Consider the following 25970-nt stretch of genomic DNA (forward strand, 5'->3'; position numbering starts at 1 on the left):
ACATTCATGATGGCGTGTGCCAAGGAGGATCATGTCGATCGGGTTGTGGCTCAATGGCGCCACGAACGCCCCGAGCTCGACGTCGCGTCGATGGAAATCTTTGGCCGGCTCGCGCGGCTTGCGAAGCACTGCGAGAAAGCGCGTACCGAGGCGCTTTCGCCGTTTGGATTCAAGGAAGGCGAATTCGACGTGCTGGCGACGCTTCGACGTGCCGGCAAGCCTTACGAACTGTCGCCGACGCAACTTTACCGCTCGCTCATGATCACGTCTGGAGCGATCACGAACCGATTGATGCGCCTGGAGCAGGCTGAACTCGTCGAGCGTGTGCCGAATCCACAGGACGGCCGAAGCCTCACCGTGCGGTTGACGCCAGCAGGTCTTGAGCTGATCGACCGGGCGGTGCATGTGCACGTGGATACGCAGAATCTGCTGCTCGGAGGGCTCGATGTCGATGACCGTACCATGCTCGCGGCGCTCCTGAAGCAGGCGCTGCTCGCATTGCCGGGAGAGGAACTGCCACAGGACGAGGCTGGCTTGGCGTGATGGGAAAGGGCGATCGATGATCGCCGGAGTATCGCCGGGGCGTTGAGGGGAACCCGGAAAAAGTCCCGATGACAACAACAACGAGGAAAATCGTGCTCAACAGTAACGTATTGCGCCAGCTCGACTTACAAGACGTGATGGTGTTTCTGTGTCTGTACGAACACAAAAGCGCACGCCGCACCGCCGAGGTCATGAGCATCAGCCAGCCCACCGTCAGCTATTGCCTGAAGCGGTTGCGCAATTGCTTTCACGACGTGCTCTTCGATGTCGATCACGGCAGCCTCGTCGCGACGCCCAAGGCCGAGGCTATCGAGCCCTATCTGCGCAACGTGATCGATGCGGTGAACCACTGCGCCGACATGGATGACGACCAGGTGGTCGCGGCGGCGCGCCGCGTGATGCGTGTCTGTGCGCCGGAGTACTTCGAGCTGCTGCTGCTGCCGGGCGTGCTCGAGTCGTTCATGAAGCGTGGCCGCGAAACCTCGCTGATCGTCGATCGCCTCGGCCGCGAACTGCCGGTGGAACGGCTGCTGGCCGGAGAAATCGATTTCGCGATCGGCTTCGGCCCCGGCTATCACCGGCTGCATCCCGACCTGCAATGGGAATCGGTTCTTTCCGACACCTTCGTGTGCCTGACCGCGTCGCGCAAGCTCGCGCAGTCGACGCGCGTCTCGCTCGACGAATTCTGCGACATGGACCACGTGTTCCCGACGCCGTGGGTCTCCGAGCGCAACATGATCGACGGCTGGCTCGAAAAGCTCGGCCGCTCGCGCAGCATCGTCGCGCGCGCCAACACGTATCAGGCCTGCCTGAACATCGTTGCGCGGCTGCCGGTTGCGCTGACGTTGCCGCGGCGCCTGATCCCGTACCTGTCGATTCCGGCGACCGTGCAGATCTGCGAAGTGCCGCTTGGCTTCCCGACCTTTACGCTGGACGTGATCTGGTCGACGCCGATGGAGAGGAACCCCGACATCCGCACCATGCGCACCCTGTTCAAGGATCTCGCGAGCGCCAACGCGCTCGAGCCGGGGGAATTGCCGCGCGCGTAGCCGCAACTTGCCCGCACTGGCCGGCGATCGCCGCCGTCCGGTTTATTGCCGGTGGGGAAGCAAAGCCGGGCTTCCTTGCAAGACCCTAAACAAAATTTACATCCACCATTTAATTTTTAAAACGGTGTGCCCGGCCGTGTCGGTAGATTGGTCAGTGTTCGACGAAGCAGTGCTTCGAACGCAAAACTAACCACTCTGAGAGGCAACCATGATGGATGTTGTTGACGTAGTCACTGCGCAGGTTCAGCACAAACCATTGCCGCGTTTCGGCTTCGAGTTGATCGAAAGCCTCGAGCCCGGTCAAAAGGCGATCGACCTTGTCGATACCGACGGGTTGTACGAGCAGCTCGCCCATTCGGGTGTCGTGATCTATCGCAATTTCGCGGATACGCTCGAGGATTTCAATCACTTCGTCAGCCAGCATTCGGCGCGCGTCACGTTCGATCCGGCTCGCAAGACCTCGACGGAAAACACCGCGGAAATCGATGCCGGCGACCTCGAAATGGGCCTGCACCGTGAGAACGGCAACCTGCCGTTCACGCCTGACCTGCAATGGTTCTACTGCCTCGAGCCGGCTCGCGTCGGCTCCGAGACGACGATCTGCGACGGGCAGCGCGTGCTGCACGAACTGACGCCGGCCGTGCGTCGCCTGTTCGAGCAACGCCAGATCAAGTATTCGCGCCGCATTCCCTGGCCGAACGTACAACGCTTCCTGAGCGTCGAGCTGCAGGTGCCGGCGCACGAAGTGAACGACTCGCATCTCGAGGTCGTCAACCAGCGCGTTCGAGGCCAGCACTATCGCCGTCTCGACCCGTTCCTCGTGTCGTCCGAGCGTGTGACCGATGCGATCATCACCAGCTGCTTCTCCGGCCGTCGTGCGTTCTGCAACTCGCTCCTCGGGCCGAGCGTGAACTATGAGCCGCCGCTGATCACGTGGGCCGACGGCACCGACATCGATTTCGAGGTGTGGGACGAAATCAAGGACGTGACCGCCCGTTATACGTACGACCTGTTCTGGAACAAGGGCGACATCGTCGTGATCGACAACAGTCGCGTGATGCACGGCCGCCGCCGTCTCGCGGACACGGGGCGCCGCATCTTCGGTGCGCAAAGCTATCGCAAGGGAGCCATTGCATGATCAGCGCACTCATCGAACGTCATTTCGCCGAAGCGCCGAACCGTGTGGTCGTGCGCGAGATGGAAGGCCGCGAATACTCGCTGGACGAACTGCGCGCGGACGTCGCGCGCATCGCGGCGACGCTGCAGGACGTCTATGGCGATTGCAGCGGCCTCGTCTTCGGGATCGCCGCCCGCTCCAGCTACACGTGGGTGGCGACGATGCTCGCGATCTTCCGCGTGAAGGCCGTGCTGCTGCCGGTGCCGATCGAATTCTCCGACGAGCAGATCGGCAGCCTGCTGCACAAGGCGACCGCGATCTTCACGCAGGACGCCCACACGGCCGCGCGGATCGGCGCGATCCTGCCCGGCATCGCGTGCATCGACGCCGCGAGCGAGCGCGGTGCATGGCCGGCGGCGGGCGCAGCCACCGGCGAGCGGATCGAGCCGGGCATCTGCGGGATCATCCATACGTCCGGTACGACGTCGAAGCCGAAGGGCGTGAAGATCCGCGACGAGGCTGTCGGCCTGCTGGTGACGAACGTGCTCAAGCGCGTGCCGGCCGGCCCGCTCGACTACCTGTCGATCGTGCCGATGAGCCTGCTGATCGAACAGGTGCTCGGCGTGTTCCTGCCGGTGCTGTCCGGCGGCTCGCTGACGCTGATGCCCGCGAACTACGCCGAGTACGGCGCACGCAGCGGCAATGCGCGCGACTACCTGGACCTGATCGCCCGCGTCGATCCGAACTTCCTGTACCTGCCGCCGAAGCTGCTCGAGGAGGCCGACGCATTGCTGGAGTCGACCAGTACGACGCAACTGTTCGGCCGCCGCAATCCGCACATCATCACGGGCGGCGCGAAGATTCCGGCCACCGTGCTCGAATCGCTGGACAAGCGCGGCGTCCAGGTCTACGAGGCCTACGGGCTCAGCGAGAACAGCTCGATCATCTCGCTGAATTACCCGGGGCAGCGCCGCATCGGCTCCGCCGGGACGCTGCTCGACGGGATCGAGCCGGTGATCGTCGACGGCGAGTTGCGCGTGCGCACACCGACGCTCTGCGCGGGCTACTACAACTCGGACGATACGTCGTGCGAGCTCACCGACGGCTACCTGCACACCGGCGACATCGCCGAGATCGTCGACGGCTTCCTGTACATCACCGGTCGCAAGAAGCACGTGATCATCCTGTCGACGGCGCGCAACATCTCGCCGGAGTGGGTGGAGACGGTCTACAAGGAAAGTGCGCTGATCGACGACATCGTGGTGTTCGGCGAAGGGCGCGAAGAGCCGGCGGCGATCGTGCTGTCCGCGCACGACGAAGCGGCGGTGCGTGACGAGATGGCGCGGCTCGAACCGCGGCTCGCGGATTTCGCGCGCGTGCGGCGCTTCCGGGTCGTGACGGACATCGAACGGTTCCGCAAGGATTACTACACGGTCACCGGGCGGCCGCGCCGTCAGCTGATCGAGCGGGATCATGCGGCGTCGCTGTACTGACCGGGAGCCGACCGTGCACATCGTACGAAGCTTTCATCCGGGCCAGAGCGCCTATCGCGAGATTCAGCTCGCGGTCTCTCAGCATTACTACCAGGCGCACGGCGCGCGTCCGGAGCCTCGCCCGGACCAGTTCTGGTGCCTGACCGATCGCGCGATGACGTTGCCCGGCTACGCGTGCCTGGGGCTCAGCTGGGGCGACAGCGCCCCGCTGTTCTCCGAGCACTACCTCGACGAATCGCTGACGAGCCTTTACGGGCTGTCGCGTGCGGAGCTGGTCGAGCTCGGGCAGTTCTCGTCGTTCGGCTCGAAGGGCGCCGGGCGCTACCTGATCGCGAACGTGTTCCGCACGCTGGCGCAGCATCACTACCGGTACGTACTGATGACGGCGACGGAGCGGGTGCGTCACATCGTGCAGTCGCTGCAAATCACCTATGACGATCTCGGCCGCGCCTGCGTGAGCCGGGTACGCGACAGGCATGTCGACTGGGGCACGTACTACGACAACTCGCCGCGCGTCATCATGGTGAAGATCGGCGATATGGCCTGGCGCAACGGCTTGCCGAAGTGGAGTCCGTTCGACGATCCGCCGTCGGCCCGCATGCCGCCGAGGCAGGTTGAATTCACCGCAAACGGTCACTGATCCCGACGGGCCGCACGCATTCGCGTCGGCCTGTCCCGTCATTTCAGGAACGTCCCCATGTCCGACTCAAAAAGATACGAAAACTTTCTCGTGTTCCTGGCGCCGCTGATCAACAGCGTCGGCGGGATCGCGATCGACCTCTACGCGCCGAGCATCCCGGCCATCGGTCGAGAACTCAACGTCATGCCGAGCATGATGCAGAACACGATCACGATCACGCTCGTGTTCTATGCGATCGGCCAGCTCGCGTTCGGCATGCTGGCCGACTGGCTGGGCCGGCGCCCGTCGGTGCTGTTCGGCCTCGCGCTGTTCATCGCCGGCAGTGCGCTTGCGGTCGCCGCGCCGTCGTTCGAGGTACTGATGGCAGGACGCGCGATCCAGGGCTTCGCGATCGGGTCGTGCCAGGTCGTCGCGCGCGCCGTGCTGGTCGACCGGCTGAAGGGCGACCGCTTCCGCGTGGCGATCGTCTATCTCAGCCTGGCGTTCGGGCTCGGCCCCGTGATCGCGCCGTATATCGGCGGACACGTGCAGGAGTGGGCCGGCTGGCGCTGGAACTTCGTCGTCTACTGCGGCTACGGGCTCGTCGTGCTGTCGTTCGCTTTCGCGGGCCTGCGCGAGACGCTGCGACCGGAGTTGCGGCGCACGCCGCGGCAAACCATCGCGGGCTATCGCGAGATCCTGTCCGATTCCCACTTCCAGTCGGCGGTCGCGATGCTCGGGATGAGCTTCTCGGCATTCCTGATGTGGAACGTGATCGGGCCGTACATCGTGCAGTTCCGCCTCGGGCATTCGGCGTCGTATTTCGGTTCGACCGCGCTCGGCGTCGGGCTGTGCTACCTGTGCGGCACGACGCTGAACCGGAGCCTGATCCGGCGCTACAGCGGCGAGCAGCTGATGCGCGGCGGCATTGCGACCTTTGCGCTCGGGGTGGCCTGCGTGGCGTCGAGCGGCGGCGAGCTGATCCTGGTGACCGCACTCGGCGGGATCATGCTGATTGCGTTTGCGCAGGGCTTCATCTTCTCCAACGCGATGGCGCGCTCGATGGCCCTGTTCCCGGGCCGCGCGGGCGCCGCCGCGAGCCTGCAGGGGTGCCTGATGCTTGCGCTCGGCTCCATCGTGTCGGGGGTCGTCAGCGCGCTGCCCATGGAGACGAACGCGGCGATTGCCGTCATGTTCGCGTGTTTGCTGGGCGTGACCATGATCGGTTTCCGGCAACTGCATCGCCTGCATCCGCAGGTGGCGCGATGAAGACCGCCGTCGCACTCGTGTTGCGGCTCGTACTCGGCGTGTTCTGGATCTGGGCCGGCTTGACGAAGATCTTCGGGCACTTCGATGCGGGGCCGTTCCTGACGGCTGCCGTCACGCGATCCGCCGCGGCGCCCGAAGCCGTGCGGCTCGCGCTGGCCAGCGCGATCGGACACGTCGCGCTGCCGCACGTCGTCGCGGTCAACCTGGCCGTGCCCTGGCTCGAACTGGCGGCAGGGCTGTCGATCCTGCTCGGCATCGCAACCGCGTGGGGCGTCGCCGGCGCCGCCGCGATGTCGGTGCTGTTCCTCATGTGCGGCGCGGTCAGCACCAATCCGTTGCTGCTGTTCGGCGCCGTCCTGTTGGCGATGTCACACCCGTATGCGCGCGCATGGACCCTTCATGCGTCGCGATCGCCGGCCACGACGATCTGACCTCGTGGCGGGTGTCTTTTCACCGCATGTCCCGTTCGTCCCGGGCATGCGGTTTTTTTTCGTGTCAGGCACGCGAAATATTTAAACAGGGATTCAAAAAATTGACATCCGAGGCAGGCCGCTCCACACACACTGATGTCATGACTGATTGATTGGGGAGATATCGGTGAGACGCTCAATGTTTTTTACCGCGGGCGCGTTGATCGTCCTGTTCGGCGCGTTGTTCCTGTGGCGCACGGAACGCGTATCGGCCGCCGATCGGCCTGCGTCGCCACCGGCGCCGTTGCCGGTCGAAACCATCGTCGTGAATCCGCAGGCGACGGCGCCCACGCTCGACGCGGTCGGTTCGCTCGAAGCGGTCCGGCAGGTGACCATCGCGCCGGAAGTCGCGGGTCGCATCGTCGGCATCCAGTTCGTCGCGGGGTCGCGCGTGAGTGCCGGGCAACCGCTCGTGCAGCTTTACGACGCGCCCGAGCAGGCGAAGCTCGCCGGGCTGCAGGCGAAGGCCGACTATACGCGCCGGCAATTCGCGCGCGCCGAGCAGCTCGTGCCGAACGGCGCCGAGCCGAAGGCGACCTTCGACGCACGCCGCTACGAGCTTGACGCCGCGCGCGCCGATATCCGCGAGACCCAGGCCGTCATTACGCAGAAGTCGATCCGCGCGCCGTTCTCCGGCGTGATCGGCTTGCGCCGCGTGAACCTCGGGCAGTACCTGAACCCGGGCGACGCGATCGCGACGCTCACGGATCTCGACGTGTTGCACGCGAACTTCACGGTGCCGCAGAAAGCGCTGAGCCGCGTGGCGCTCGGCCAGACCGTGCGCGTGACGACAGATGCGTATCCGGGCCGCACATTCGAAGGGCGCGTGACCGCGATCGAGCCGCAGGTCGGCGACGAGACCCGCAACATCACCGTGCAGGCCACGGTGGCCAATACCGACCAGTTGCTGCGCCCGGGGATGTATATCGACGCACATCTGGCGCTGCCGGGTCGCGACGCGGTGATCAGCGTGCCGGATACCGCGGTGCAGACCTCGCAGGCGGGCGACACCGTGGTGGTGGTCGAGCAGCGCGATGCGCACGGCGTCGGCGTGGCGCGCGTGCGCCAGGTGCGGGCCGGCGCGCGCGAGCGTGGCCGCATCGTCATCGACGACGGGCTGCGCGCCGGCGACGTGGTCGTGACGACCGGGCAGTTGCGCGTCGCGCCGGGCGCGAAGGTGCAGGCGCTGGCCGATGCGTCCACGCAACGGGAGACGGTGCGATGAGCCAGACCACGCAAGGCGCGCGCTTCACCGACATCTTCGTGCGGCGGCCGGTGCTGGCGCTCGTCTGCAGCCTGCTGATCCTGCTGGTGGGCTTGCGCTCGCTCGGCGCGCTGCCGGTACGCCAGTATCCGATGCTGGAGAGCGCGACGATCAGCGTCGAGACGGCCTATCCCGGTGCGTCGCAGGCGTTGATGCAGGGTTTCGTGACGACGCCGATCGCGCAGTCGATCGCGACGGCGGACGGCATCGAGTACCTGACCTCCACGTCGACGCAGGGCAAGAGCGTCGTGAAGGCGCGGCTGCGCCTGAATGCGAACGCCGACCGCGCGATGACGGAAATCATGGCGAAGGTGCAGGAGGTCAAGTACAAGATGCCCGAGGGCGCGTACGACTCGGTGATCACCAAGCTGACCGATGCGCCCACGGCCGTCATGTATCTGGGCTTCTCGAGCGATACGTTGTCGATCCCCGAGATCACCGATTACGTGGTGCGGGTGGCGCAGCCGCTGGTCACCACGGTGCCGGGCGTCGCGTCGGCTGAAATCGTCGGCGGGCAGAATCTCGCGATGCGGGTCTGGCTCGACGCGTCGCGGCTCGCCGCGCATGGGCTGTCGGCCGCCGACGTCGCGGCCGCGCTGAAGGCGAACAACGTGCAGGCCGCGCCGGGCCAGTTGAAGGGCGCGCTGACCGTTGCCGACATTTCCGCGAACACCGACCTGACCGACGTCAGCGCGTTCGGCAACCTCGTCGTGAAATCGGACGCGAGCGGCAGCTTCGTGCGGTTGCGCGACGTCGCGACGATCGAGCTGGGCGGCCAGCAATACAACGCGAGCGCGCTGATGAACGGGCACCGCGCCGTCAACATCGCGATCAACGCGACGCCGTCGGGCAACCCGCTCGATATCGTGCGCGGCGTGCAGGCACTGCTGCCGACGATGGAGCGCAGCAAGCCGGCCAGCATCAGGATCGGCGATGTGTTCGACGTCGCGCGCTTCGTCAACGCGTCGATCGACGAGGTGCGCGAAACGATCATCGAGGCGATCGCGATCGTCGTGGTCGTGATCTTCCTGTTCCTCGGCTCGTTCCGCGCGGTCGTGATCCCGGTCGTGACGATTCCGCTCGCCCTCGTCGGCTCCGCCGCGCTGATGCTGGCCGCGGGCTTCTCGCTGAACCTGCTCACGCTGCTCGCGATGGTGCTGGCGATCGGGCTGGTCGTCGACGATGCGATCGTCGTCGTCGAGAACATTCACCGGCACATCGAATCGGGAGAGCCGCCGGCGCGCGCGGCGTTGCTCGGCGCGCGCGAGATCGCGTCGCCGGTGATCGTGATGACCATCACGCTCGTTGCGGTGTATGCGCCGATCGGGCTGATGGGCGGGCTGACCGGCTCGTTGTTCCGCGAATTCGCTTTCACGCTTGCAGGGGCGGTGTGCGTGTCCGCGGTGATCGCGTTGACGCTTTCGCCGATGCTGAGCTCGCTGCTGCTCGACAGCCGGATGTCGGAGGGCCGCGTCGCGCGGGCGATCGAACACACGCTGTCGCGCGTCACGCACGGCTACCGGCGCCTGCTGCACGCGAGCCTCGCCGCGCGGCCGGCGGTGCTGGTGTTCGGCGCGGGCGTGCTGCTGGGCATCGGCGTGCTGTTCAGCGGCGTGAAGCGGGAACTGGCGCCGCAGGAGGACCAGGGCTCGATCATGCTGCAGGTGAAGGCGCCGCAGTATGCGAACCTCGACTACCTCGAACGCTACGCGCCGCAGATCGAGAAGGTGTTCCGCTCGCTGCCCGAAGCGGATACGAGCTTCGTGCTGAACGGTGTCGGCGGGGCCAACCTCGGCTTTGCCGGCGTGAACCTCGTCGACTGGTCGAAGCGCACACGCGGTGCGGCCGACCTGCAGGCGCTCGTGCAGGCGCGCACGAACGCGATCGCCGGCGACCAGGTGTTCACGTTCCTGCTGCCGTCTCTGCCCGCGTCGAGCGGCGGCCTGCCGATCCAGATGGTGCTGCGCGCGCCCGCGGACTTCAAGGACATTTTCGCGACGATGGACAAACTGAAGGCCGCCGCCGCGAAGAGCGGACTGTTCGCGGTCGTCGACAGCGATCTGACATTCGACAGCCGCGCGGTCGGCGTGACGATCGACCGCAACCAGGCGAATGCGCTCGGCGTGACGATGAAGGACATCGCCGATACGCTCGCCGTGCTCGTGGGCGAGAACTACGTGAACCGCTTCGACCACAACGGCCGCTCGTACGACGTGATTCCGCAGGTCGCGCGCGCGGAGCGCCTGTCGTCGGAGATGCTCAACCGCTACTACGTGAAAACGCGCGGCGGCAAGATGGTGGCGCTTTCGACCGTCGTGCGCGTGTCGAACGGCAGCCAGGCGAACGCCCTCACGCAGTTCAACCAGTTGAACTCGGCAACGCTGTCGGCGGTGGCCGCGCCCGGCGTGACGATGGGGCAAGCGGTCGAATTCCTGCAGAAGCAGCCGCTGCCGGCCGGCTACGACATCGACTGGCTCGGCGAATCGCGGCAATACGTGCAGGAGGGCAATCGGCTGACCGTCACGTTCGTGTTCGCGCTCGTCGTCATCTTCCTGGTGCTCGCCGCGCAGTTCGAGAGCCTGCGCGATCCGCTGGTGATCCTCGTGTCGGTGCCGCTGTCGGTGTGCGGCGCGCTGGTGCCGCTGTACCTCGGCTTCGCGACGCTGAACATCTATACCCAGATCGGGCTCGTGACGCTGATCGGCCTGATTTCGAAGCACGGGATCCTGATGGTGAGCTTCGCGAACGAACTGCAACGCACGCAGCACCTCGACCGGCGCGCGGCGATCGAGCACGCGGCCGCGGTACGGCTGCGGCCGATCCTGATGACGACGGCCGCGATGGTCGCCGGGCTCGTGCCGCTGATTTTCGCGCGCGGCGCGGGGGCGGCCAGCCGCTTCGCGATCGGGATCACGGTCTCCACCGGCATGCTGGTCGGGACGCTGTTCACGCTGTTCGTGCTGCCGACCGTGTACACGCTGATCGCGAAGCGCCATCGCGAGGCGGCGACCAGCGAGCGTGCTCGCGTGCTGGAGGCCGTATGAACGTGCAATCTGAAACGCGTGCCGCGGCGGCGCGCCACGGGAGCAACATGAGTCGAATTCGCATCGCGGCTGTGGCGGCGGCCGCGCTCTTCGCTGCGGGCTGCACGATGGCGCCGCACTACACGCGGCCCGACACACCCGTCGCGCAGGCGTTCCCGTCCGGCGGCGTCTATTCGACGCAGCCGGGCGCCGCAGCGGGTGCGCGCAGCGCGAACGGCCAGGCGGCGACCGCCATCGGCTGGCGTGAATTCTTCGCCGATCCGCGCCTGCAGCGGCTGATCGAGATCGCGCTGACGAACAATCGCGACCTGCGCGCGTCGGTGCTGAACGTCGAGGCGGCGCGCGCGCAGTACCAGATCACGCGCGCGGGGCTGTTCCCGACGCTTGACGGCATGGGGACGGGAAACATCCAGCGCTATCCGCAGGGTGTTTCTCCGACGGAGCAGGCCACGATCACCCGGACCTACAACGTCGGGCTTGCCGCGTCGTGGGAACTCGACCTGTTCGGCCGCGTGCAGAGCCTGAAGGACCAGGCGCTCGCGCAGTATCTGTCGACCGCGTACGCGCGGCAGGCGTCGGAAATCTCGCTAGTGGCGCAGGTGGCCGATCAATACCTGACGCTGCTGTCGACCGACGACCTGCTGAAGGTCACGGAGAACACGCTGAAGACCGCGCAGGCATCGTACGACCTGACGAAGCTGCAGTTCGACAACGGCACGGGCACGGAACTCGATCTGCGCCAGGCGCAGACGGTGGTCGAGACGGCGCTCGCGAACCAGCAGCAGCAGGCACGTGCACGTGCGCAGGCGCTGAACTATCTGGTGCTGCTGATCGGCGAGCCGCTGCCGGACGATCTGCCGGCGGGCCTGCCGCTCGATGCGCAGAACCTGCTCCCGGACGTGCCGGCAGGCCTGCCGTCGGATCTGCTGACGCGTCGCCCGGACGTGATGCAGGCCGAGCAGGCGCTGCTGGCCGCGAACGCGAACATCGGGGCGGCGCGTGCCGCGTTCTTCCCGAAGATCTCGCTGACGGCCGCGTTCGGCACGGCAAGCCCGACGTTGGGCGGCTTGTTCAAGGCCGGCTCGGCGGCATGGTCGTTCGCGCCGAACATCGCGCTGCCGATCTTCGAGGGCGGCTCCAACATCGCGAACCTCGATCTCGCGCACGTGCAGAAGCGCATCGAGATCGCGAACTACGAGAGGACGATCCAGTCGGCGTTCCGCGACGTGGCCGACGGGCTGGCCGCACGCGGTACGTACGACCAGCAGATTGCGGCGCTGGAGCGCAACGCGCACGCGCAGCAGCGCCGCTTCGACCTGTCGGACCTGCGCTACAAGAGCGGTGCCGACAGCTATCTGTCGGTGTTGACCGCACAAACCGACCTGTACAACGCGCAGCAGTCGCTGATCAATGCGCGTCTGGCGCGCTGGACCAACCTGGTCAACCTGTACCGTGCGCTGGGGGGCGGATGGATCCAGCGCAGCGGCGAGACGCCGCGTCCGGCAGATCAGCCGATCGCATCCCGATAGGTGGGGATGTCCTGGTGCGCGGCCCGCACGCAACCGGCCGAAGGATGGCCCGGTCGGTGCCGTGTGACGAAGCGTCAGATCGTGCGTGGGGCAGCCAACCGGTCATGAAATCGACGAACGCGGGGCGGCGCAGTCATGCCGCTCGCGTTCGTTTCCTTTTTATGGCGAGAACGGCGATGATTGGATCGCTGTTTGCAGAAGCAACACGCGCTTGCTCACACGATTGAATGACATATCGATGAAATGTGCTCTTATGGATCGAAAAATTTCAACGTAATTATCTGATCTGAAAGCGATTTTGATAGAAATCAAGAACACGTCGCGTGAATGATCAGATGGTTTGAAACCCTCAATACAATGATTCTCCGCATAAAGGCCAACCGGCCTTTACGCAGTTTCGTCTGGTGAAAAAATTCGACCCGAGGTTTCGCGATGACGAATCACGACGTGCGCGAGTCGAACGTGTCTCGCAATGGCTTGCCGCCCCTTGAAGGCAAAAGGGGAATCGTCGTCGGCCTGGCGAACGAGCAGAGCATCGCGTGGGGATGCGCGCGCGCATTTTACGCAGTGGGTGCCGAGCTGGCCGTGACCTGGCAATCCGACCGCGCGTTGCCGTACGTCGAGCCGCTGCTGGAACAGCTGAAGCCGCCGATTGCGATGCCTCTCGACGTGAGCCGGACCGACCAGATGCGCGAGGTGTTCGACGCGATCGGCGAGCAGTGGGGCGGCCTCGACTTTCTGCTGCATGCCGTTGCCTATGCTCCCCGGGCCGATCTGCACGGGCGGGTCGTCGACAGTTCGCCGGAAGGGTTCGCACTCGCGATGGATACCTCCTGCCACTCGTTCATCAGGATGGCCAAGCTTGCCGAGCCGTTGATGACCTCCGGCGGCAGCCTGATGGCGATGACCTACATCGGCGCCGACCGGGTCATCGACGAGTACGGCGTGATGGGGCCGGTCAAGGCGGCGCTGGAGGCCTCCGTTCGCTACCTGGCCGTCGAACTGGGGCCGGCGGGCATCCGGGTGAACGCCGTTTCGCCCGGTGCATTGCCCACGCGCGCGGCGTCCGGGCTGCCGAACTTCGATCACCTGCTCGACGACACCGCACGACGTGCGCCATTGCGCCGGGCGCTCGACATCGACGACGTCGGCGCGCTGTGCACCTTTCTCGCCAGCGATGCCGCACGCGCGATGACCGGCGGCGTTCACTACATCGACGCCGGGATGCACGTGCTCGGCTGACGCGAGACGGCCGCTCCCGGCATGCGTCGAGATTCACCTAGCCTCTCTGGAGAACAGTGTTATGGATGCTGCCACGCAACTGGCGCGCAGTGACGAGATCGCCGCGGAGATTGTCCACGTCCTGCAAAAGCGCACGCGGCACGCGCTGGAACAGTACGGGAAACGGTTGGGCGAAGCACTCGACGGCAGCGACAGCCCGAGCCGCGACCCGGGCGCCGCGCCCGTTGGCACGCTGTTCTCGCCGCTGAGCGCATGGCATTACGCGGTCGACGCCGTCCAGCGCTCGCTGCTGTTCTGGGACACGCTGCGCGAGCGCGGCACGCAATACGTCGAGCGCGCGGCCCAGGGGCTCAAGCCGGTGCTGCATTTCGACTACGACGTCGTGCTCGACGGCCGGCAGTTCGAGCGGCCCGTCAATTACGCGCTCGTTCACATCCAGCCGCCGGACGGCGTGATCGTCGACGCCGCGAAGCGGCCTTACCTGATCATCGATCCGCGCGCGGGGCACGGCCCCGGTATCGGCGGCTTCAAGGACGATTCGCAAGTCGGCGTTGCGTTGCGCGCGGGGCATCCGGTGTACTTCGTCGTGTTCTTCCAGGCGCCCGAGCCCGGCCAGACGCTGCTCGACGTGTGCGCGGCGGAACAGGCGTTCGTCCGGAAAGTGCGGGAACTGCATCCGGACAGCCTCAAGCCGGCCATCGTCGGCAACTGCCAGGGCGGCTGGGCCGCGATGATGCTCGCGAGTTCGTCGGCCGACGATACGGGCCCGATCGTCATCAACGGCGCCCCGATGTCGTACTGGAGCGGCGCGTGGAGCGAGGGGCCCGGCGACAATCCGATGCGCTATGCCGGCGGCCTGCTCGGCGGCACCTGGCTCGCATCGTTCTCGTCGGACCTCGGCAACGGCAAGTTCGACGGCGCGTATCTCGTGCAGAACTTCGAGAACCTGAACCCGGCGAACACGTTGTGGGACAAGTATTACCACGTGTACGACAACATCGACACCGAGCCGCCGCGCTTCCTCGAGTTCGAGCGCTGGTGGGGCGGCTACTACCTGATGAACCGCGAAGAGATCGAATGGATCACGCGCAACCTGTTCATCGGCAACAAGCTCTGGTCCGGCGAGGTGCGGGACGGGGCGGGCAAGGCGTTCGACCTGCGCGAGATCCGCTCGCCGATCATCCTGTTCGCGTCGATGGGCGACAACATCACGCCGCCGCAGCAGGCGTTCAACTGGGTCGCGGACATCTACGGCAGCACGGAGGAGATCAAGTCGCGCGGGCAGGTCATCATCGGGTTGATGGAGGAGGATGTCGGGCATCTCGGCATCTTCGTGTCGGGCAAGGTCGCGAAGAAGGAGCACGCGCAGATCGTCAGCGTGCTGGATGCCGTCGAAACGCTGCCGCCGGGCCTTTATGCGATGTCGATCGAGGAGGTGAAAGGCGCCGACGGGAAGGTCGCGTACGACGTCACCTTCGCCGAGCACCGTCTCGAAGAGATCGCGCAATACTTCAACCGCTTCGGGCGCAAGGACGAACAGGCGTTCGCGGCCGTCGCCGAGCTGTCCGAATTCACGCAGCGCGCGTATGAACTGTTCATGCAGCCGTTCGTGCAGCAGGCATCGAACGAGACCACGGCACAACTGTTGCGCGATTTTCATCCGCTGCGCTTTCAGCGCTGGGCGTTTTCGGACCTGAATCCGTGGCTGCGCTGGCTGAAGCCGGCCGCCGACACGGTCAAGGCGAACCGCCGGCCGGCCGGCGATATCGAGCCGTGGCGCAGGCTCGAGCGTCGCGGCTCGGACATCATCAGCGCGTCGCTCGACTATTTCCGCGCGATTCGCGATGCGGGCACCGAGGCGCTGTTCTTCACGCTGTACACGCAGCCGTTCATGCTGCGTTTCGCGGAGCAGTATCGCGACCGTCACGCTGCTTCGCCGGCGGCGAAGGATCCCCGCGACCTGCCGTTCGTGAAGGAGGCGCTCGCGTCGATCGACCGGGGCGGCTACACCGAAGCAGTGGCGCGCGCAGCGTTCCTGCTCGAGCGCAGCGGCGAGCCGTTTCCGCTGGCGCAGCTTGCGACCGAGCGCGAACTCGCCGAAACCTACGCCGAATACCTTCCGGAACTGCCGCCCGACCAGTGGCGGCGCATCTACGGCGAGCAGGAGATCATCGCGACGTACGCGTCGCAACAGGCCATCGCCACGCTGCCGGCCCTGCTTGCCCGGCCAGAGGATCGCCGGCGGCTGCTGACGTTGCTGGACAAGCTGCTGGGCGATCCGCGCGTGCAAAGCGCGGCGGTGAGCGAGCAACAGTGGGCGGCCCTGCAACGCATCCGCGCGGTGCTGGGTGCGCCGCCCGCGAAGCGGCCGGCCAAGGGGCCGGTCGCGGCCCTCGATCGTGTGCAGTGACGGACGGCAAGGAATCGCAATGGAAACCCGACACGAGAAATATCACCGCCTCATCGAACACTGCCGGACGCTGGCGCCGATGCCGACGGCCGTCGTGCATCCGTGCGATCGAAGCTCGCTCGAGGGGGCGCTGGAGGCGGCGCGCAAGCGGCTGATCGCACCGATCCTGGTCGGCCCGCGCGCACGTATCGAAGCGACCGCCGCGCAGTGCGGGCTGTCGATCGCCGATCACGAGATCGTCGATGCGCCGTACAGCGAGGCGTCGGCGGCCGCGGCGGTGCGGCTCGTTCGCGACGGGCGGGCGGCCGCGCTGATGAAGGGCAGCCTGCACACCGACGAGCTCATGGCCGAAGTGGTGCGTCACGATGCCGGATTGCGCACCGGCCGGCGCATCAGCCATTGCTTCGTCATGGACGTGCCCGCGCACGCCGATCCGCTGATCGTGACCGACGCGGCGATCAACATCGCGCCGACGCTCGAGGAAAAGGTCGACATCCTGCAGAACGCGATCGATCTTGCGCATGCGCTGGCGTTTCCGCAGGTGTACGTGGCGATCCTGTCGGCGATGGAGACGGTCAACCCGAAAGTGCCGTCGACGCTCGAAGCCGCCGCGCTGTGCAAGATGGTGGACCGGCGGCAGATTACCGGCGCGCTCGTCGACGGTCCTCTTGCGCTCGACAACGCGATCGACCCCGAGGCCGCGCGCATCAAGCAGATCGATTCGCCGGTGGCCGGGCATGCGAACGTGCTGATGGTGCCGGACCTCGAAGCCGGCAACATGCTCGCCAAGAGCCTGTCGTTCCTCGCGGGCGCGGACGCGGCGGGGATCGTGCTCGGCGCGCGCGTGCCGATCATCCTGACGAGTCGCGCCGATTCGTTGATCACCCGGCTGGCTTCATGCGCGGTCGCGATGCGCGTCGCGTACGTGCAGCGTGAAGCGGCCACGCGTGCGGGGTGACGCCATGGCAGACGTGATTCTGGTGTTGAATGCCGGCTCGTCGAGCATCAAGTTTTCCGCATTCGACGTGCAGGGCGACACGCTCGGGCTGATCGTGCACGGTGAGGTCGACGGCCTGTATACGGCCACCGCGCACTTCAGCGCCGTCGACCGTCACGCGGAACGTCACGAGCAGCAATGGGGCGGCGGCGATACGTTTGGCCATCACGAAGGGCTCGCGCAGATCGCCGCGTTCCTGGAGGCGCATCGGGAAGGGCATCGTCTCGCGGCGGTGGGCCATCGCGTCGTGCACGGCGGGCAACGCTTCAGCGGCCCGGTGCGCATCACGCCCGCGATCGTGGCCGAACTGGAAAAGCTCACCCCGCTCGCGCCGCTGCATCAACCGCACAACCTGACGCCGATTCGCATCCTCGCAACGGTGCGGCCCGGTATCGAGCAGGTGGCCTGCTTCGACACGGCGTTCCACTGCACGCAGCCCGCGGTGGCCCAGGCGTTCGCGCTGCCGGAGTCGATCACCAGCCGGGGCGTGCGCCGCTACGGCTTCCACGGGCTCTCGTACGAGTACATCGCGAGCGTGCTGCCCGACATCGCGCCTCAGGCGGCGCGCGGGCGCACGGTCGTCGCCCACCTTGGCAACGGCGCGAGCATGTGTGCGCTCGTGGCGGGCAAGAGCGTCGCGAGCACGATGGGGTTCACGGCGGTCGACGGACTGCCGATGGGCACGCGTTGCGGCAACCTGGACCCGGGCGTCGTGCTGTTCCTGATGGAAGAACTCGGGATGGACGTGCGCGCCGTCGAGGATCTGCTGTACCGGCGCTCCGGCCTGCTTGGCGTGTCCGGCATATCGAGCGACATGCGCACCCTGCTCGCGAGCGACGATCCACGCGCGCGCTTCGCGATCGAGCTGTACGTCTACCGCATCGCGCGCGAACTCGGCTCGCTTGCCGCCGCCATGGAAGGCATCGACGCCATCGTCTTCACGGCGGGGATCGGCGAGCACGCGGCGGCGATTCGCGAAGGGGTGATGCGCCGCGCGGCCTGGCTCGGCGTCGAGATCGATGTCGACGCGAACCATGCCGGCGGGCCGCTCATCACGACGGCGTCGAGTCGCGTACCGGCGTGGGTGATTCCGACCAACGAAGAACTGATGATCGCGCACCATACGCGCGAGCTGATCCGGTGACGGGCGGACGAACGAACAGAGAAAGGAGCCGTCATGGCCGAACTGTTGCTGGTCAATGTCGAGGAACACGCACGCGACGACGAGGTCGGCGCGTTCCTGACGCAGTATGGATTCCCGCGGTTCGATGCGATCGAGCGCGTGCCGGCCGGGATTGGCAACCCGGTCGCGCTGCTCAGCTTCAGTACGCTGTCGTCGGTGGCGCTCTACACGCTGCGCGCACGGATCGACCACATTTCGTGGCGGGGGCGGTCGATTCGTGCCCATATCCTGCCGGACCGGAAGGACTGAACGGCCTCGTGTGCCTGGGTGGCTCGAGTGGTGAATGCGGGTCGACTCGCCCGCCAATGCGCGTTTCCAGCACGATTTTTGAATCGTCGTGTGTCGTGTTCGCGCACAGATACGTTGGGATACAAAGCCTCCAGAGGCCTTGGGTATAAATCCGGTGAAGCGATTCGCGCGGCAGCGCGGTGCCCTGCGCCGCCGCTGCGAACGCCGATTCCCGAGCGGCCGCACGCGCCGCGGGGCCCCTTCTTAGCGATCGACACTGGAGAACGAGTCATGCCTGATACCGTGAACACCCGCCGCCGCCTGATCCTTGGTACGACGCTGGCGAGCCTGAGCCTCGCCGACCTCGGGTTCAGCGCCCTTGCGCATGCGCAGTCGGCACCCGACGCGGCGCCTGCGAAGCGCTCGGCCGGCGTCGCGTCGCTGGGCACGATCCACCAGATCGACGCGGGCGTGCTCAACGTCGGGTATGCGGACCTCGGGCCGCAGAACGGCCCCGTCGTGTTCCTGCTGCACGGCTGGCCGTACGACATCTACAGCTACGCGGAAGTCGCGCCGCTGCTCGTCGCGGCCGGCTATCGCGTGATCGTGCCGTACCTGCGCGGCTACGGGTCGACGACGTTCCGCTCGGCCGACACGGTGCGCAACGGCCAGCAGGCCGTCACGGCTGTCGACATCATCGCGCTGATGGACGCGCTGAAGATCGACCGCGCGGTGTTCGGCGGCTACGACTGGGGCGCGCGCACGGCCGACATCATCGCGGCGCTGTGGCCGCAGCGGGTGAAGGCGCTGGTATCGGTGAGCGGCTACCTGATCGGCAGCCAGGAGGCGAACCGCAAGCCGCTGCCGCCGCAGGCCGAGTTCCAGTGGTGGTATCAGTTCTACTTCACGACCGAGCGCGGCGCGCTGGGCTACGCGGCGAACCGCGACGCGTTCAACAAGCTGATCTGGCAACTCGCGTCGCCGAAGTGGCCGTTCTCCGACGAAACCTACGCACGCTCGGCCGCGTCGTTCCAGAACCCGGATCACGTCGCCGTCGTGATCCACAACTATCGCTGGCGCCTCGGGCTCGCGAAGGGCGAGGCGCAGTACGACGACATCGAGCGGCGTCTTGCCGCCGCGCCCGCGATTACGGTGCCGACGATCACGATGGAAGGCGACGCGAACGGTGCGCCGCATCCTGAACCGGCCGCGTATGCGAAGAAGTTCACGGGCAAGTACCAGCACCGGACGATCACCGGCGGCATCGGCCACAACCTGCCGCAAGAAGCGCCGCAAGCGTTCGCGGAGGCGATCCTGCAGGTGGAGCACCTGTGATGCGGGCATGCGTGGGCGTGGTGCGGCGCACCGCGCGCCGCGTGTTCGTCGCGGGCGTGCTGGTGGCCGGCGCGGGGTTGGCGAGCGGCCCGGCCGCGTTGGCCGAGCAGCCGAAGCCGGCTGCCGCCGCGTCGCCGATCTACGGCGTGACGATTCCGCCCGGCTACCGGAAGTGGGAAATGGTCGCGCCGGCCGAAGAGGCCGCGCCGCTCGATGAGCTGCGCGTGGTGCTCGGCAACCCCGTCGCGATCCGTGCGCTCGAACAGGCGACGCTGCCGTTCCCGGACGGCACGATCCTCGTGAAGCTCGCGTACAAGCGCAAGCAGTCCGACGCGTTTCCACCTGCGACGGTGCCGGGCCAGGCGACGACCGTCCAGGTGATGGTGAAGGACTCGCGCCGCTATGCATCGACGGGCGGCTGGGGGTTCGGGCGCTTCATCAACGGCGTGCCGGCCGATATCGGCCAGCATCAGACGTGCTTCGCGTGCCACGAGGCGCGTGTGAAGAACCACGATGACGTGTTCACACGGCTGGCGCCGTGACGCGCGTGGCGTGATGTGTTCGACGCGAAAGGCGTGCCGTGCGTGGCACGCCTTTTTTCATGGCGGGTGAGCTTTGGGGGAGCACATCGGCAGACGGGGCCGTGAACGATGCGGCAGCCCGGTTTGTATCGCACTGTATCTGCGGCCGCGCCTGAAAAACTGGCATGCAGAAAGCACCGGTTTCGGAAACATGGCAGATACGTGCGCGGGTTCTACTGTCGACATGCAGGAAACGTTCGATGCCAGACGATCTGGATCGGATGCCGAATGATCGACTGACCTACTTCCTTCAAGGAGAACCCTCATGAAAGCCGCTCGAATCCTCGCCGTCGCCGTCCTCGCCGCCATCCCCGCATTGTCGTTCGCCGATACCGGCCACGGCCTCACGCGTGCCGACGTGCGCGCCGAACTCGTCCGCCTGGAGCAGGCCGGCTACAACCCGGCCCGCAGTGAACCGCATTACCCGGAAGACGTCGCCGCCGCGCTGCAGGTCGCGCGTTCCGACCAGAACGGCCCGTCGAAGTCGCAGGGCGACAACATGGCCGACGCATCGACGCCTGTCGGCCATCGCGGCGCGACGCAAGCGCCCGCCGCACCGAATGCCGCCGACAACTTGTACGCGCATTCGTGATGCGCTGCCGCGCTTGCCGTCGGCGGGCGCGGCCACCCCTTCAGCACTTCGGTGAAAAACACAGCAGAACAAGGAGCATGACGATGGCCGGTTTGATGAAACGCGTTCTGGTATCCGCCGCGGTGGTCGGCGGACTGTTCGGTGCGGCGGCGGCGCAGGCCGCGCCGAAAGAAGACCTGAAGGGCACGAACGTCGTGCTCGTGCACGGCGCGTTCGCCGACGGGTCGAGCTGGAGCCGCGTGATTCCGCTGCTCGAGGCGCGCGGGCTGCACGTGGTGTCGGTGCAGAATCCGTTGAGCTCGCTCGCGGACGATGCGGCCGCGACGAAACGCACGATCGACGCGCAGCAGGGGCCGGTCGTGCTGGTCGGCCATTCATGGGCCGGTGTCGTGATCAGCGAGGCGGGCAACGACGACAAGGTGAAGTCGCTCGTGTACGTCGCCGCGTTCGCGCCCGACAACGGCCAATCGATCGCCGACGTCACGCAGGGGCTGCCGGCGCCCGCCTGGGCCGGTGAACTGCGCAAGGACGCGGGCGGTTTCGCGACGCTGTCGGACAAGGCGATCGCGCAGGATTTCGCGCCGGACCTGGCGCCCGCGCAGCAGCGCATCGTCGCGGCGACCCAGGGGCCGTGGTATGGCGGTTGCATCTCGGAGAAGGTCACGCAGGCCGCGTGGCATGCGAAGCCGTCGACGTTCGTCGTCGCGACGCAGGACAGGATGATCGACCCGACGCTGCAGGAATCGATGGCGAAGCGGATCGGCGCGACGGTCGCGCGCGTGAACGGCAGCCATGTGTCGATGCTGAGCCAGCCGAAAGCCGTGGCCGATGCGATCATCGCGGCCGCGGAGCGTGTGAAGCAGGATGCGCAGTGAGTGAGAGCGGCGCCGTATGGCGCCGCGAATCGTGCACCCGCGCAACGTCGATGGTTAGTCGCTCGATTGAATCGTGGCTGCCGTCGGAATGTTGGTATTTCCGTCCGAAACACCAGGCATGACGGAAATATGACTGGGGTGAAAGTTGGCGACACACGAGAAACCGACACTCGTGTTGTTGAGAGTCGTCATTGAAACATCGGTCGCTTGCCTGTGCAGCGAGGTTTTTGTCCACGGCGCCCCAGACGATGCCGTGCATGCCTCGTTACCCGTGACCGATGTACAGGAATGCTCAGGAACGTCTGCGCATGCACCGGTGATGCGGGCAGCAGCAGTGGAGTCGACAGAAGTGTCGAGATTCATTCTACTTGGGGCTTTGTTCACTCAACGTTGACCTCTAAAGTTACTTCAAGGTAGTGGTCGAAGCCGGTCCGCGGGCCTCGGGGTTGCACTGAGGCTCGATTCGGCCACGAACGGCCAATCCCCCGAAATATCCTCAGGCCGCTTCGATCGACAAAGCGGCCTTTCATCAATGCAATGATCAAGCGGTGCGCGTCACGGCAAACGCGTCTGCCGCTGCTACCGTGTGCAGCACGTCACACAACAGCTGAGGGCGGGCAGCCAGCCGTTCAGCTCGTCGAAGCCATTACTTCGGCCATCGCCATGACGGCTCGGACAGATGTTCCGCAAAATAATCGGACAGCGCGGCCACCTTCGCGGGACGGGCGCGCGCCGACGGCGTGACGAAGTAAAGGCCGCCCTTCGTCAGCGACCAGTCGGTGAGGATCGCTTCGAGGCGGCCATCGGCCAGATACTCGGCGGCGATGAATTCGGGCAGCTCGGCAATTGCGAGTCCGTCAAGCAGCGTGGGCAGCAGCGCATCGGAATTAGTCACGCGCAGCGGACCGGCCGGCATGACCGGTTCCTCCTCCCCCGAGGCGTTCGTGAAGCGCCAGACGTCGCTGCGTGCGCGGTACGCGTATGAGAGACACGGCCGGCTCACCAGTTCGCGCGGATGCGCGGGCCGTCCTTCGCGCTTCAGGTACTCGGGCGACGCCACCACAAATTGTGTGACCGCGCATAGCCGTCGCGCCACCAGCGACGAATCCGGCAGCGCGGCAATGCGCAGTGCGGCGTCGAAGCCATCGGCAACCAGGTCGACCGACGCATCCGATAGATGCAGGTCGATCGACACTTCCGGATACGCGCGAAAGAACGCGGGCAGCAGGGGCGCGACCCAGCGCAGCCCGAACGACATCGGCACGGCCAGACGCACCAGTCCTCGCGGCTGCACCGACATCTCGCGCGCGGCGTTTTCTGCTTCTTCGGCCTGACGGTAGATTTCTCCGGCCGTCTCGCAGATCGTTCGGCCGAACTCGGTGAGTGAGAGCTGGCGCGACGTGCGGTTGAAGAGCCGCGCGCCTAACCGGTCTTCCAGACGGGCGACGCCACGAGATACCGTGGCCACCGACACCCCCATCACGCGCGCCGCGGCCGCGAACGATCCTTCCTCGGCGACCTTCGCGAACATCGCGAGTCCTTCGAAATCAGGCAGCTTCGCCATTTCCCCTCATCGTTTCATTTTTGCAACGGTTGATTTCAATCAATTCTATTTCGAAAAGATGCGGCCGTCGATATTCTCCTCACATCGCAGCACGCAACACCGAACGCAGTCCTCCAGTTACTGATCGAAAGGAGAAACACCATGGCACACAAGCTCGACAACAAGATTGCACTCGTTACCGGCGCAACCAGCGGCATCGGCCTCGCGACCGCACAGCGTTTCGCGGCAGAAGGCGCACACGTCTACCTCACCGGCCGCCGTCAGGCCGAACTCGATGCCGCGGTGCAGGGCATCCGCGAAGCAGGCGGCAACGCGACGGGTGTACGTGGCGATTCCACGAAGATGGGTGACCTCGACGCGCTGTATGCGCAGATCAAGGAAGAACAGGGGCATCTCGACGTGCTGTTCGCGAACGCCGGCGGCGGCTCGATGCTGCCGCTTGGCAGCATCACCGAAGAACACTACGACGACACCTTCGATCGTAACGTGAAGGGCGTGCTGTTCACGGTGCAAAAGGCGCTGCCGCTGCTCGCCGAGGGTGCGTCGGTGATCGTCACGGGTTCGACGGCAGGCAGCGCGGGCACGGCTGCATTCAGCGTGTATTCGGCATCGAAAGCCGCAGTGCGCGCCTTCGTACGCAGTTGGATTCTCGATCTGAAGGATCGCCGCATCCGGGTGAACACGATCAGCCCGGGTGCGACGCGCACGCCCGGCCTGCTCGACCTCGCCGGTGACGATGCCGCCCAACGCCAGGGTCTCGCCGATTACCTGGCTGTCCAGATCCCGATGGGGCGTCTTGGCGAGCCGGGCGAGATCGCGAGCGCCGCGCTGTTCCTGGCCTCTGACGATGCGAGCTTTGTGAACGGCGTCGAGCTATTCGTCGATGGCGGCCAGCAGCAGGTCTAAGCGCAGCCTGGGCGCGCGGTTGCGGGGCCATCGACGATCGCACCAGCGCCCGGCGAGTGCGTGCGTTTGAGCGGATGCACATCATGATCGAACATCGTCCTTACCTTTCGCTTGGCGCAGTCAGGCGCAACTGGCTCGATACGCGACTGCATTTCCGCTTCGGCGAATGCGGACGAGTCGGCCATGCGCCGCTTGGCGCGCTCTACGTGTGGAACGACGATGAGTTCGCGCCGCGCTCGGGCTTCAACCTGCATGCTCACCGCGACGTTGAGATCGTGACATGGGTGCGCTCGGGCGCGATCACGTATGAAGACGACTCGGGCAATCGCGCGCGACTGGTCGCCGATTCCCTGCAGGTGATGAGTGCAGGCACCGCGGTCCACCATTCCGAGCGTAACGAAGAAGATGCGCCTGCGCGGCTATTCCAGATCTGGTTACATCCGCACACGCCGGGCGGCACGTCCCGTTGGGCGACGCGAATCTGTTCGCGCGGATGTCGCGAAGGCCACTTCGTCACGCTGGCGAGCGGCGATGCCGACGATGTGCGCGCGGGAGCGCTGCCTGTCCACGCGGACGCGCGCGTGCGTATCGCGACGTTACGCGAAGGCATGACGGTGCATCACGTGTTGCCGGCGTCACGCATGGCGTATCTGGTTGCCGATCATGGTCGGCTTGATGTCGGGGAAATCCAGCTCGCGCCACGCGACGGAGTTGCCATACGCGATGAATCGCAGCTTACGTTGGTAGCGCGAGACGACACCGATGTCCTGATAGTCGAGCTTTTACGGTAGGGAAATTATGCAGTTGCGCTCGCGCGCGACGACATTCTTCACAGGTTCCACGTTTTGCACACGCCTCGGTTTGGTAGCTTTAAATGGCTGCTTTGCGATGAGGATTCGACGTCGATCCCGCGCGACCGGATGTCCGTGATGGGTCGGTAACGGCCCGCCCTCAAAAGGGGAGGCGTAGGTGTTGGCGTAGCTTTGTGCGCCGATCCTTGTCAGATAAGCTGCAGGTACTGCTGCATCATTGGAGTGACGGGGCAGGTGTTGCGGCAGGTTGCTTGCTCATGTGACCGGGAAAAGTTGCTTTGCCCGAGTTTACCAGTGGCCCGCGCGGGATCGCTCGAAGTTCACCATCCCGGCCAGTTGTCGGCGATAGCGAGAGGAAGCTAGTATCTTGCGCACGACAGTCCTTGGAGCGCGTCACTATATGGTCAAAGAACGGATCTCCTTTGTTGCCTCCGCGCTGTTCACCGTTCTCCTGCTCGGAGGGGTGTTTTTTATCACTTGCGATAAATTGCCCTTCAATTTTCGGATTCTACTCGGTTCGGGCTATGGCTTAGCGCTGGCCATATACGCAATTGCGTTTGCTTTCGCCTTAGTGGACACGACGCTCCGATACTTTTACTTGTTTGCCGACCGAGGCACCGCGCTTCAACCGCGAATGTCGCGCAGACGTGCATGGATACTTCTCGGTGCGGTTCTTATAGGGTTCTGGGCGCTCCATTGGTCCGCGTATCTGTGCCGTTGAGAAAAGCATTAATTGCAGGTCGAATCGGAGTATTCGACCGTTCCCAAAGTCCGTACATGGGAATGGCACGCGTCTCGTCCGGGGCGGTAACGACTCATCCAGGAAAGTGCCAGCGTAGGTCTTGGCG

22 protein-coding genes are annotated in these 25970 nt (G+C 65.7%); 21 read left to right on the top strand and 1 reads right to left on the bottom strand.

Going from position 1 to position 25970, the window contains the following annotated elements; translation table 11 throughout:
- Window positions 1-6: 6 nt before the first annotated feature.
- From HWX39_RS03750 to HWX39_RS03840, 19 genes are all read left to right on the top strand, one after another.
- Window positions 7-543 carry a MarR family transcriptional regulator gene (locus tag HWX39_RS03750; RefSeq protein WP_175965619.1) on the top strand — a complete coding sequence of 179 codons (537 nt, stop codon included), beginning with the start codon at window positions 7-9 and terminating at the stop codon, window positions 541-543.
- A 92-nt stretch (window positions 544-635) separates the two neighbouring features.
- Window positions 636-1592 carry a LysR family transcriptional regulator gene (locus tag HWX39_RS03755; RefSeq protein WP_175965620.1) on the top strand — a complete coding sequence of 319 codons (957 nt, stop codon included), beginning with the start codon at window positions 636-638 and terminating at the stop codon, window positions 1590-1592.
- 208 nt (window positions 1593-1800) lie between these two features.
- Complete coding sequence (locus tag HWX39_RS03760; protein WP_175965621.1) at window positions 1801-2730, top strand: TauD/TfdA family dioxygenase; 930 nt, start codon at window positions 1801-1803, stop codon at window positions 2728-2730.
- The gene (locus HWX39_RS03765) at window positions 2727-4202 is read left to right on the top strand and encodes an AMP-binding protein (protein WP_175965622.1); all 1476 of its coding nucleotides are present in this window, start codon (window positions 2727-2729) and stop codon (window positions 4200-4202) included. The genes HWX39_RS03760 and HWX39_RS03765 overlap by 4 nt, the downstream gene beginning before the upstream one ends.
- A 13-nt stretch (window positions 4203-4215) precedes the next feature.
- Window positions 4216-4842 (top strand): thermostable hemolysin, encoded by a 627-nt coding sequence (locus tag HWX39_RS03770; RefSeq protein WP_175954433.1) that lies wholly within the window; start codon window positions 4216-4218, stop codon window positions 4840-4842.
- Window positions 4843-4899: 57 nt separating this feature from the next.
- Window positions 4900-6090 (top strand): multidrug effflux MFS transporter, encoded by a 1191-nt coding sequence (locus tag HWX39_RS03775; protein WP_175965623.1) that lies wholly within the window; start codon window positions 4900-4902, stop codon window positions 6088-6090.
- The gene (locus tag HWX39_RS03780) at window positions 6087-6521 is read left to right on the top strand and encodes a DoxX family membrane protein (RefSeq protein WP_175965624.1); all 435 of its coding nucleotides are present in this window, start codon (window positions 6087-6089) and stop codon (window positions 6519-6521) included. Before HWX39_RS03775 ends, HWX39_RS03780 begins: the two co-directional genes overlap by 4 nt.
- 178 nt (window positions 6522-6699) lie before the next feature.
- Window positions 6700-7785: an efflux RND transporter periplasmic adaptor subunit gene (locus HWX39_RS03785; protein ID WP_175965625.1), complete on the top strand. Its 1086-nt coding sequence runs from the start codon at window positions 6700-6702 to the stop codon at window positions 7783-7785.
- Complete coding sequence (locus HWX39_RS03790; RefSeq protein ID WP_175965626.1) at window positions 7782-10868, top strand: efflux RND transporter permease subunit; 3087 nt, start codon at window positions 7782-7784, stop codon at window positions 10866-10868. Before HWX39_RS03785 ends, HWX39_RS03790 begins: the two co-directional genes overlap by 4 nt.
- 47 nt (window positions 10869-10915) lie before the next feature.
- Entirely contained in the window at window positions 10916-12397 is a 1482-nt protein-coding gene (locus HWX39_RS03795) for an efflux transporter outer membrane subunit (protein ID WP_175965627.1), read from the top strand.
- Window positions 12398-12829: 432 nt separating this feature from the next.
- The gene (fabI, locus tag HWX39_RS03800; protein ID WP_175965628.1) at window positions 12830-13639 is read left to right on the top strand and encodes an enoyl-ACP reductase FabI; all 810 of its coding nucleotides are present in this window, start codon (window positions 12830-12832) and stop codon (window positions 13637-13639) included.
- Window positions 13640-13700: 61 nt separating this feature from the next.
- The gene (locus tag HWX39_RS03805) at window positions 13701-16049 is read left to right on the top strand and encodes a DUF3141 domain-containing protein (protein ID WP_175965629.1); all 2349 of its coding nucleotides are present in this window, start codon (window positions 13701-13703) and stop codon (window positions 16047-16049) included.
- Window positions 16050-16068: 19 nt separating this feature from the next.
- Window positions 16069-17007, top strand: coding sequence for a phosphate acetyltransferase (locus HWX39_RS03810; protein WP_175965630.1), 939 nt, complete (start codon window positions 16069-16071; stop codon window positions 17005-17007).
- 4 nt (window positions 17008-17011) lie between these two features.
- Window positions 17012-18190, top strand: coding sequence for an acetate/propionate family kinase (locus HWX39_RS03815; RefSeq protein ID WP_175965631.1), 1179 nt, complete (start codon window positions 17012-17014; stop codon window positions 18188-18190).
- Between the two features lie 33 nt (window positions 18191-18223).
- The gene (locus HWX39_RS03820) at window positions 18224-18478 is read left to right on the top strand and encodes an RNA-binding protein (RefSeq protein ID WP_175965632.1); all 255 of its coding nucleotides are present in this window, start codon (window positions 18224-18226) and stop codon (window positions 18476-18478) included.
- Window positions 18479-18748: 270 nt separating this feature from the next.
- A complete protein-coding gene (locus tag HWX39_RS03825; protein ID WP_175965633.1) occupies window positions 18749-19792 on the top strand; it encodes an alpha/beta hydrolase in 1044 nt (347 codons plus the stop codon).
- Window positions 19792-20334 carry a cytochrome P460 family protein gene (locus HWX39_RS03830; protein ID WP_175965634.1) on the top strand — a complete coding sequence of 181 codons (543 nt, stop codon included), beginning with the start codon at window positions 19792-19794 and terminating at the stop codon, window positions 20332-20334. The genes HWX39_RS03825 and HWX39_RS03830 overlap by 1 nt, the downstream gene beginning before the upstream one ends.
- A gap of 304 nt (window positions 20335-20638) precedes the next feature.
- Window positions 20639-20965, top strand: a complete 327-nt coding sequence (locus HWX39_RS03835) for a DUF4148 domain-containing protein (RefSeq protein WP_175965635.1) — start codon at window positions 20639-20641, stop codon at window positions 20963-20965.
- 83 nt (window positions 20966-21048) lie between these two features.
- Entirely contained in the window at window positions 21049-21840 is a 792-nt protein-coding gene (locus HWX39_RS03840; protein ID WP_175965636.1) for an alpha/beta hydrolase, read from the top strand.
- A 646-nt stretch (window positions 21841-22486) separates the two neighbouring features.
- Here HWX39_RS03840 and HWX39_RS03845 read toward each other — a convergent pair.
- Window positions 22487-23404, bottom strand: coding sequence for a LysR family transcriptional regulator (locus HWX39_RS03845; RefSeq protein WP_175965637.1), 918 nt, complete (start codon window positions 23402-23404; stop codon window positions 22487-22489).
- Between the two features lie 141 nt (window positions 23405-23545).
- Here HWX39_RS03845 and HWX39_RS03850 point away from each other — a divergent pair, with 141 nt between their 5' ends.
- Window positions 23546-24310 carry an SDR family oxidoreductase gene (locus tag HWX39_RS03850; protein WP_175965638.1) on the top strand — a complete coding sequence of 255 codons (765 nt, stop codon included), beginning with the start codon at window positions 23546-23548 and terminating at the stop codon, window positions 24308-24310.
- 83 nt (window positions 24311-24393) lie between these two features.
- The gene (locus tag HWX39_RS03855; RefSeq protein ID WP_175965639.1) at window positions 24394-25101 is read left to right on the top strand and encodes a pirin family protein; all 708 of its coding nucleotides are present in this window, start codon (window positions 24394-24396) and stop codon (window positions 25099-25101) included.
- Window positions 25102-25970 lie beyond the last annotated feature (869 nt).

Source organism: Burkholderia sp. BCC0322, assembly GCF_902833045.1.
Lineage (GTDB): Bacteria > Pseudomonadota > Gammaproteobacteria > Burkholderiales > Burkholderiaceae > Burkholderia.

Coding starts and splice junctions, on each gene's coding strand:
- HWX39_RS03750 (WP_175965619.1), top strand. CDS start 7: ATGATGGCGTGTGCCAAGGAGGATCATGTCGATCGGGTTGTGGCTCAA.
- HWX39_RS03760 (WP_175965621.1), top strand. CDS start 1,801: ATGATGGATGTTGTTGACGTAGTCACTGCGCAGGTTCAGCACAAACCA.
- HWX39_RS03765 (WP_175965622.1), top strand. CDS start 2,727: ATGATCAGCGCACTCATCGAACGTCATTTCGCCGAAGCGCCGAACCGT.
- HWX39_RS03775 (WP_175965623.1), top strand. CDS start 4,900: ATGTCCGACTCAAAAAGATACGAAAACTTTCTCGTGTTCCTGGCGCCG.
- HWX39_RS03780 (WP_175965624.1), top strand. CDS start 6,087: ATGAAGACCGCCGTCGCACTCGTGTTGCGGCTCGTACTCGGCGTGTTC.
- HWX39_RS03785 (WP_175965625.1), top strand. CDS start 6,700: ATGTTTTTTACCGCGGGCGCGTTGATCGTCCTGTTCGGCGCGTTGTTC.
- HWX39_RS03790 (WP_175965626.1), top strand. CDS start 7,782: ATGAGCCAGACCACGCAAGGCGCGCGCTTCACCGACATCTTCGTGCGG.
- HWX39_RS03795 (WP_175965627.1), top strand. CDS start 10,916: ATGAGTCGAATTCGCATCGCGGCTGTGGCGGCGGCCGCGCTCTTCGCT.
- fabI (WP_175965628.1), top strand. CDS start 12,830: ATGACGAATCACGACGTGCGCGAGTCGAACGTGTCTCGCAATGGCTTG.
- HWX39_RS03805 (WP_175965629.1), top strand. CDS start 13,701: ATGGATGCTGCCACGCAACTGGCGCGCAGTGACGAGATCGCCGCGGAG.
- HWX39_RS03810 (WP_175965630.1), top strand. CDS start 16,069: ATGGAAACCCGACACGAGAAATATCACCGCCTCATCGAACACTGCCGG.
- HWX39_RS03815 (WP_175965631.1), top strand. CDS start 17,012: ATGGCAGACGTGATTCTGGTGTTGAATGCCGGCTCGTCGAGCATCAAG.
- HWX39_RS03820 (WP_175965632.1), top strand. CDS start 18,224: ATGGCCGAACTGTTGCTGGTCAATGTCGAGGAACACGCACGCGACGAC.
- HWX39_RS03825 (WP_175965633.1), top strand. CDS start 18,749: ATGCCTGATACCGTGAACACCCGCCGCCGCCTGATCCTTGGTACGACG.
- HWX39_RS03830 (WP_175965634.1), top strand. CDS start 19,792: ATGCGGGCATGCGTGGGCGTGGTGCGGCGCACCGCGCGCCGCGTGTTC.
- HWX39_RS03835 (WP_175965635.1), top strand. CDS start 20,639: ATGAAAGCCGCTCGAATCCTCGCCGTCGCCGTCCTCGCCGCCATCCCC.
- HWX39_RS03840 (WP_175965636.1), top strand. CDS start 21,049: ATGGCCGGTTTGATGAAACGCGTTCTGGTATCCGCCGCGGTGGTCGGC.
- HWX39_RS03845 (WP_175965637.1), bottom strand. CDS start 23,404: ATGGCGAAGCTGCCTGATTTCGAAGGACTCGCGATGTTCGCGAAGGTC.
- HWX39_RS03850 (WP_175965638.1), top strand. CDS start 23,546: ATGGCACACAAGCTCGACAACAAGATTGCACTCGTTACCGGCGCAACC.
- HWX39_RS03855 (WP_175965639.1), top strand. CDS start 24,394: ATGATCGAACATCGTCCTTACCTTTCGCTTGGCGCAGTCAGGCGCAAC.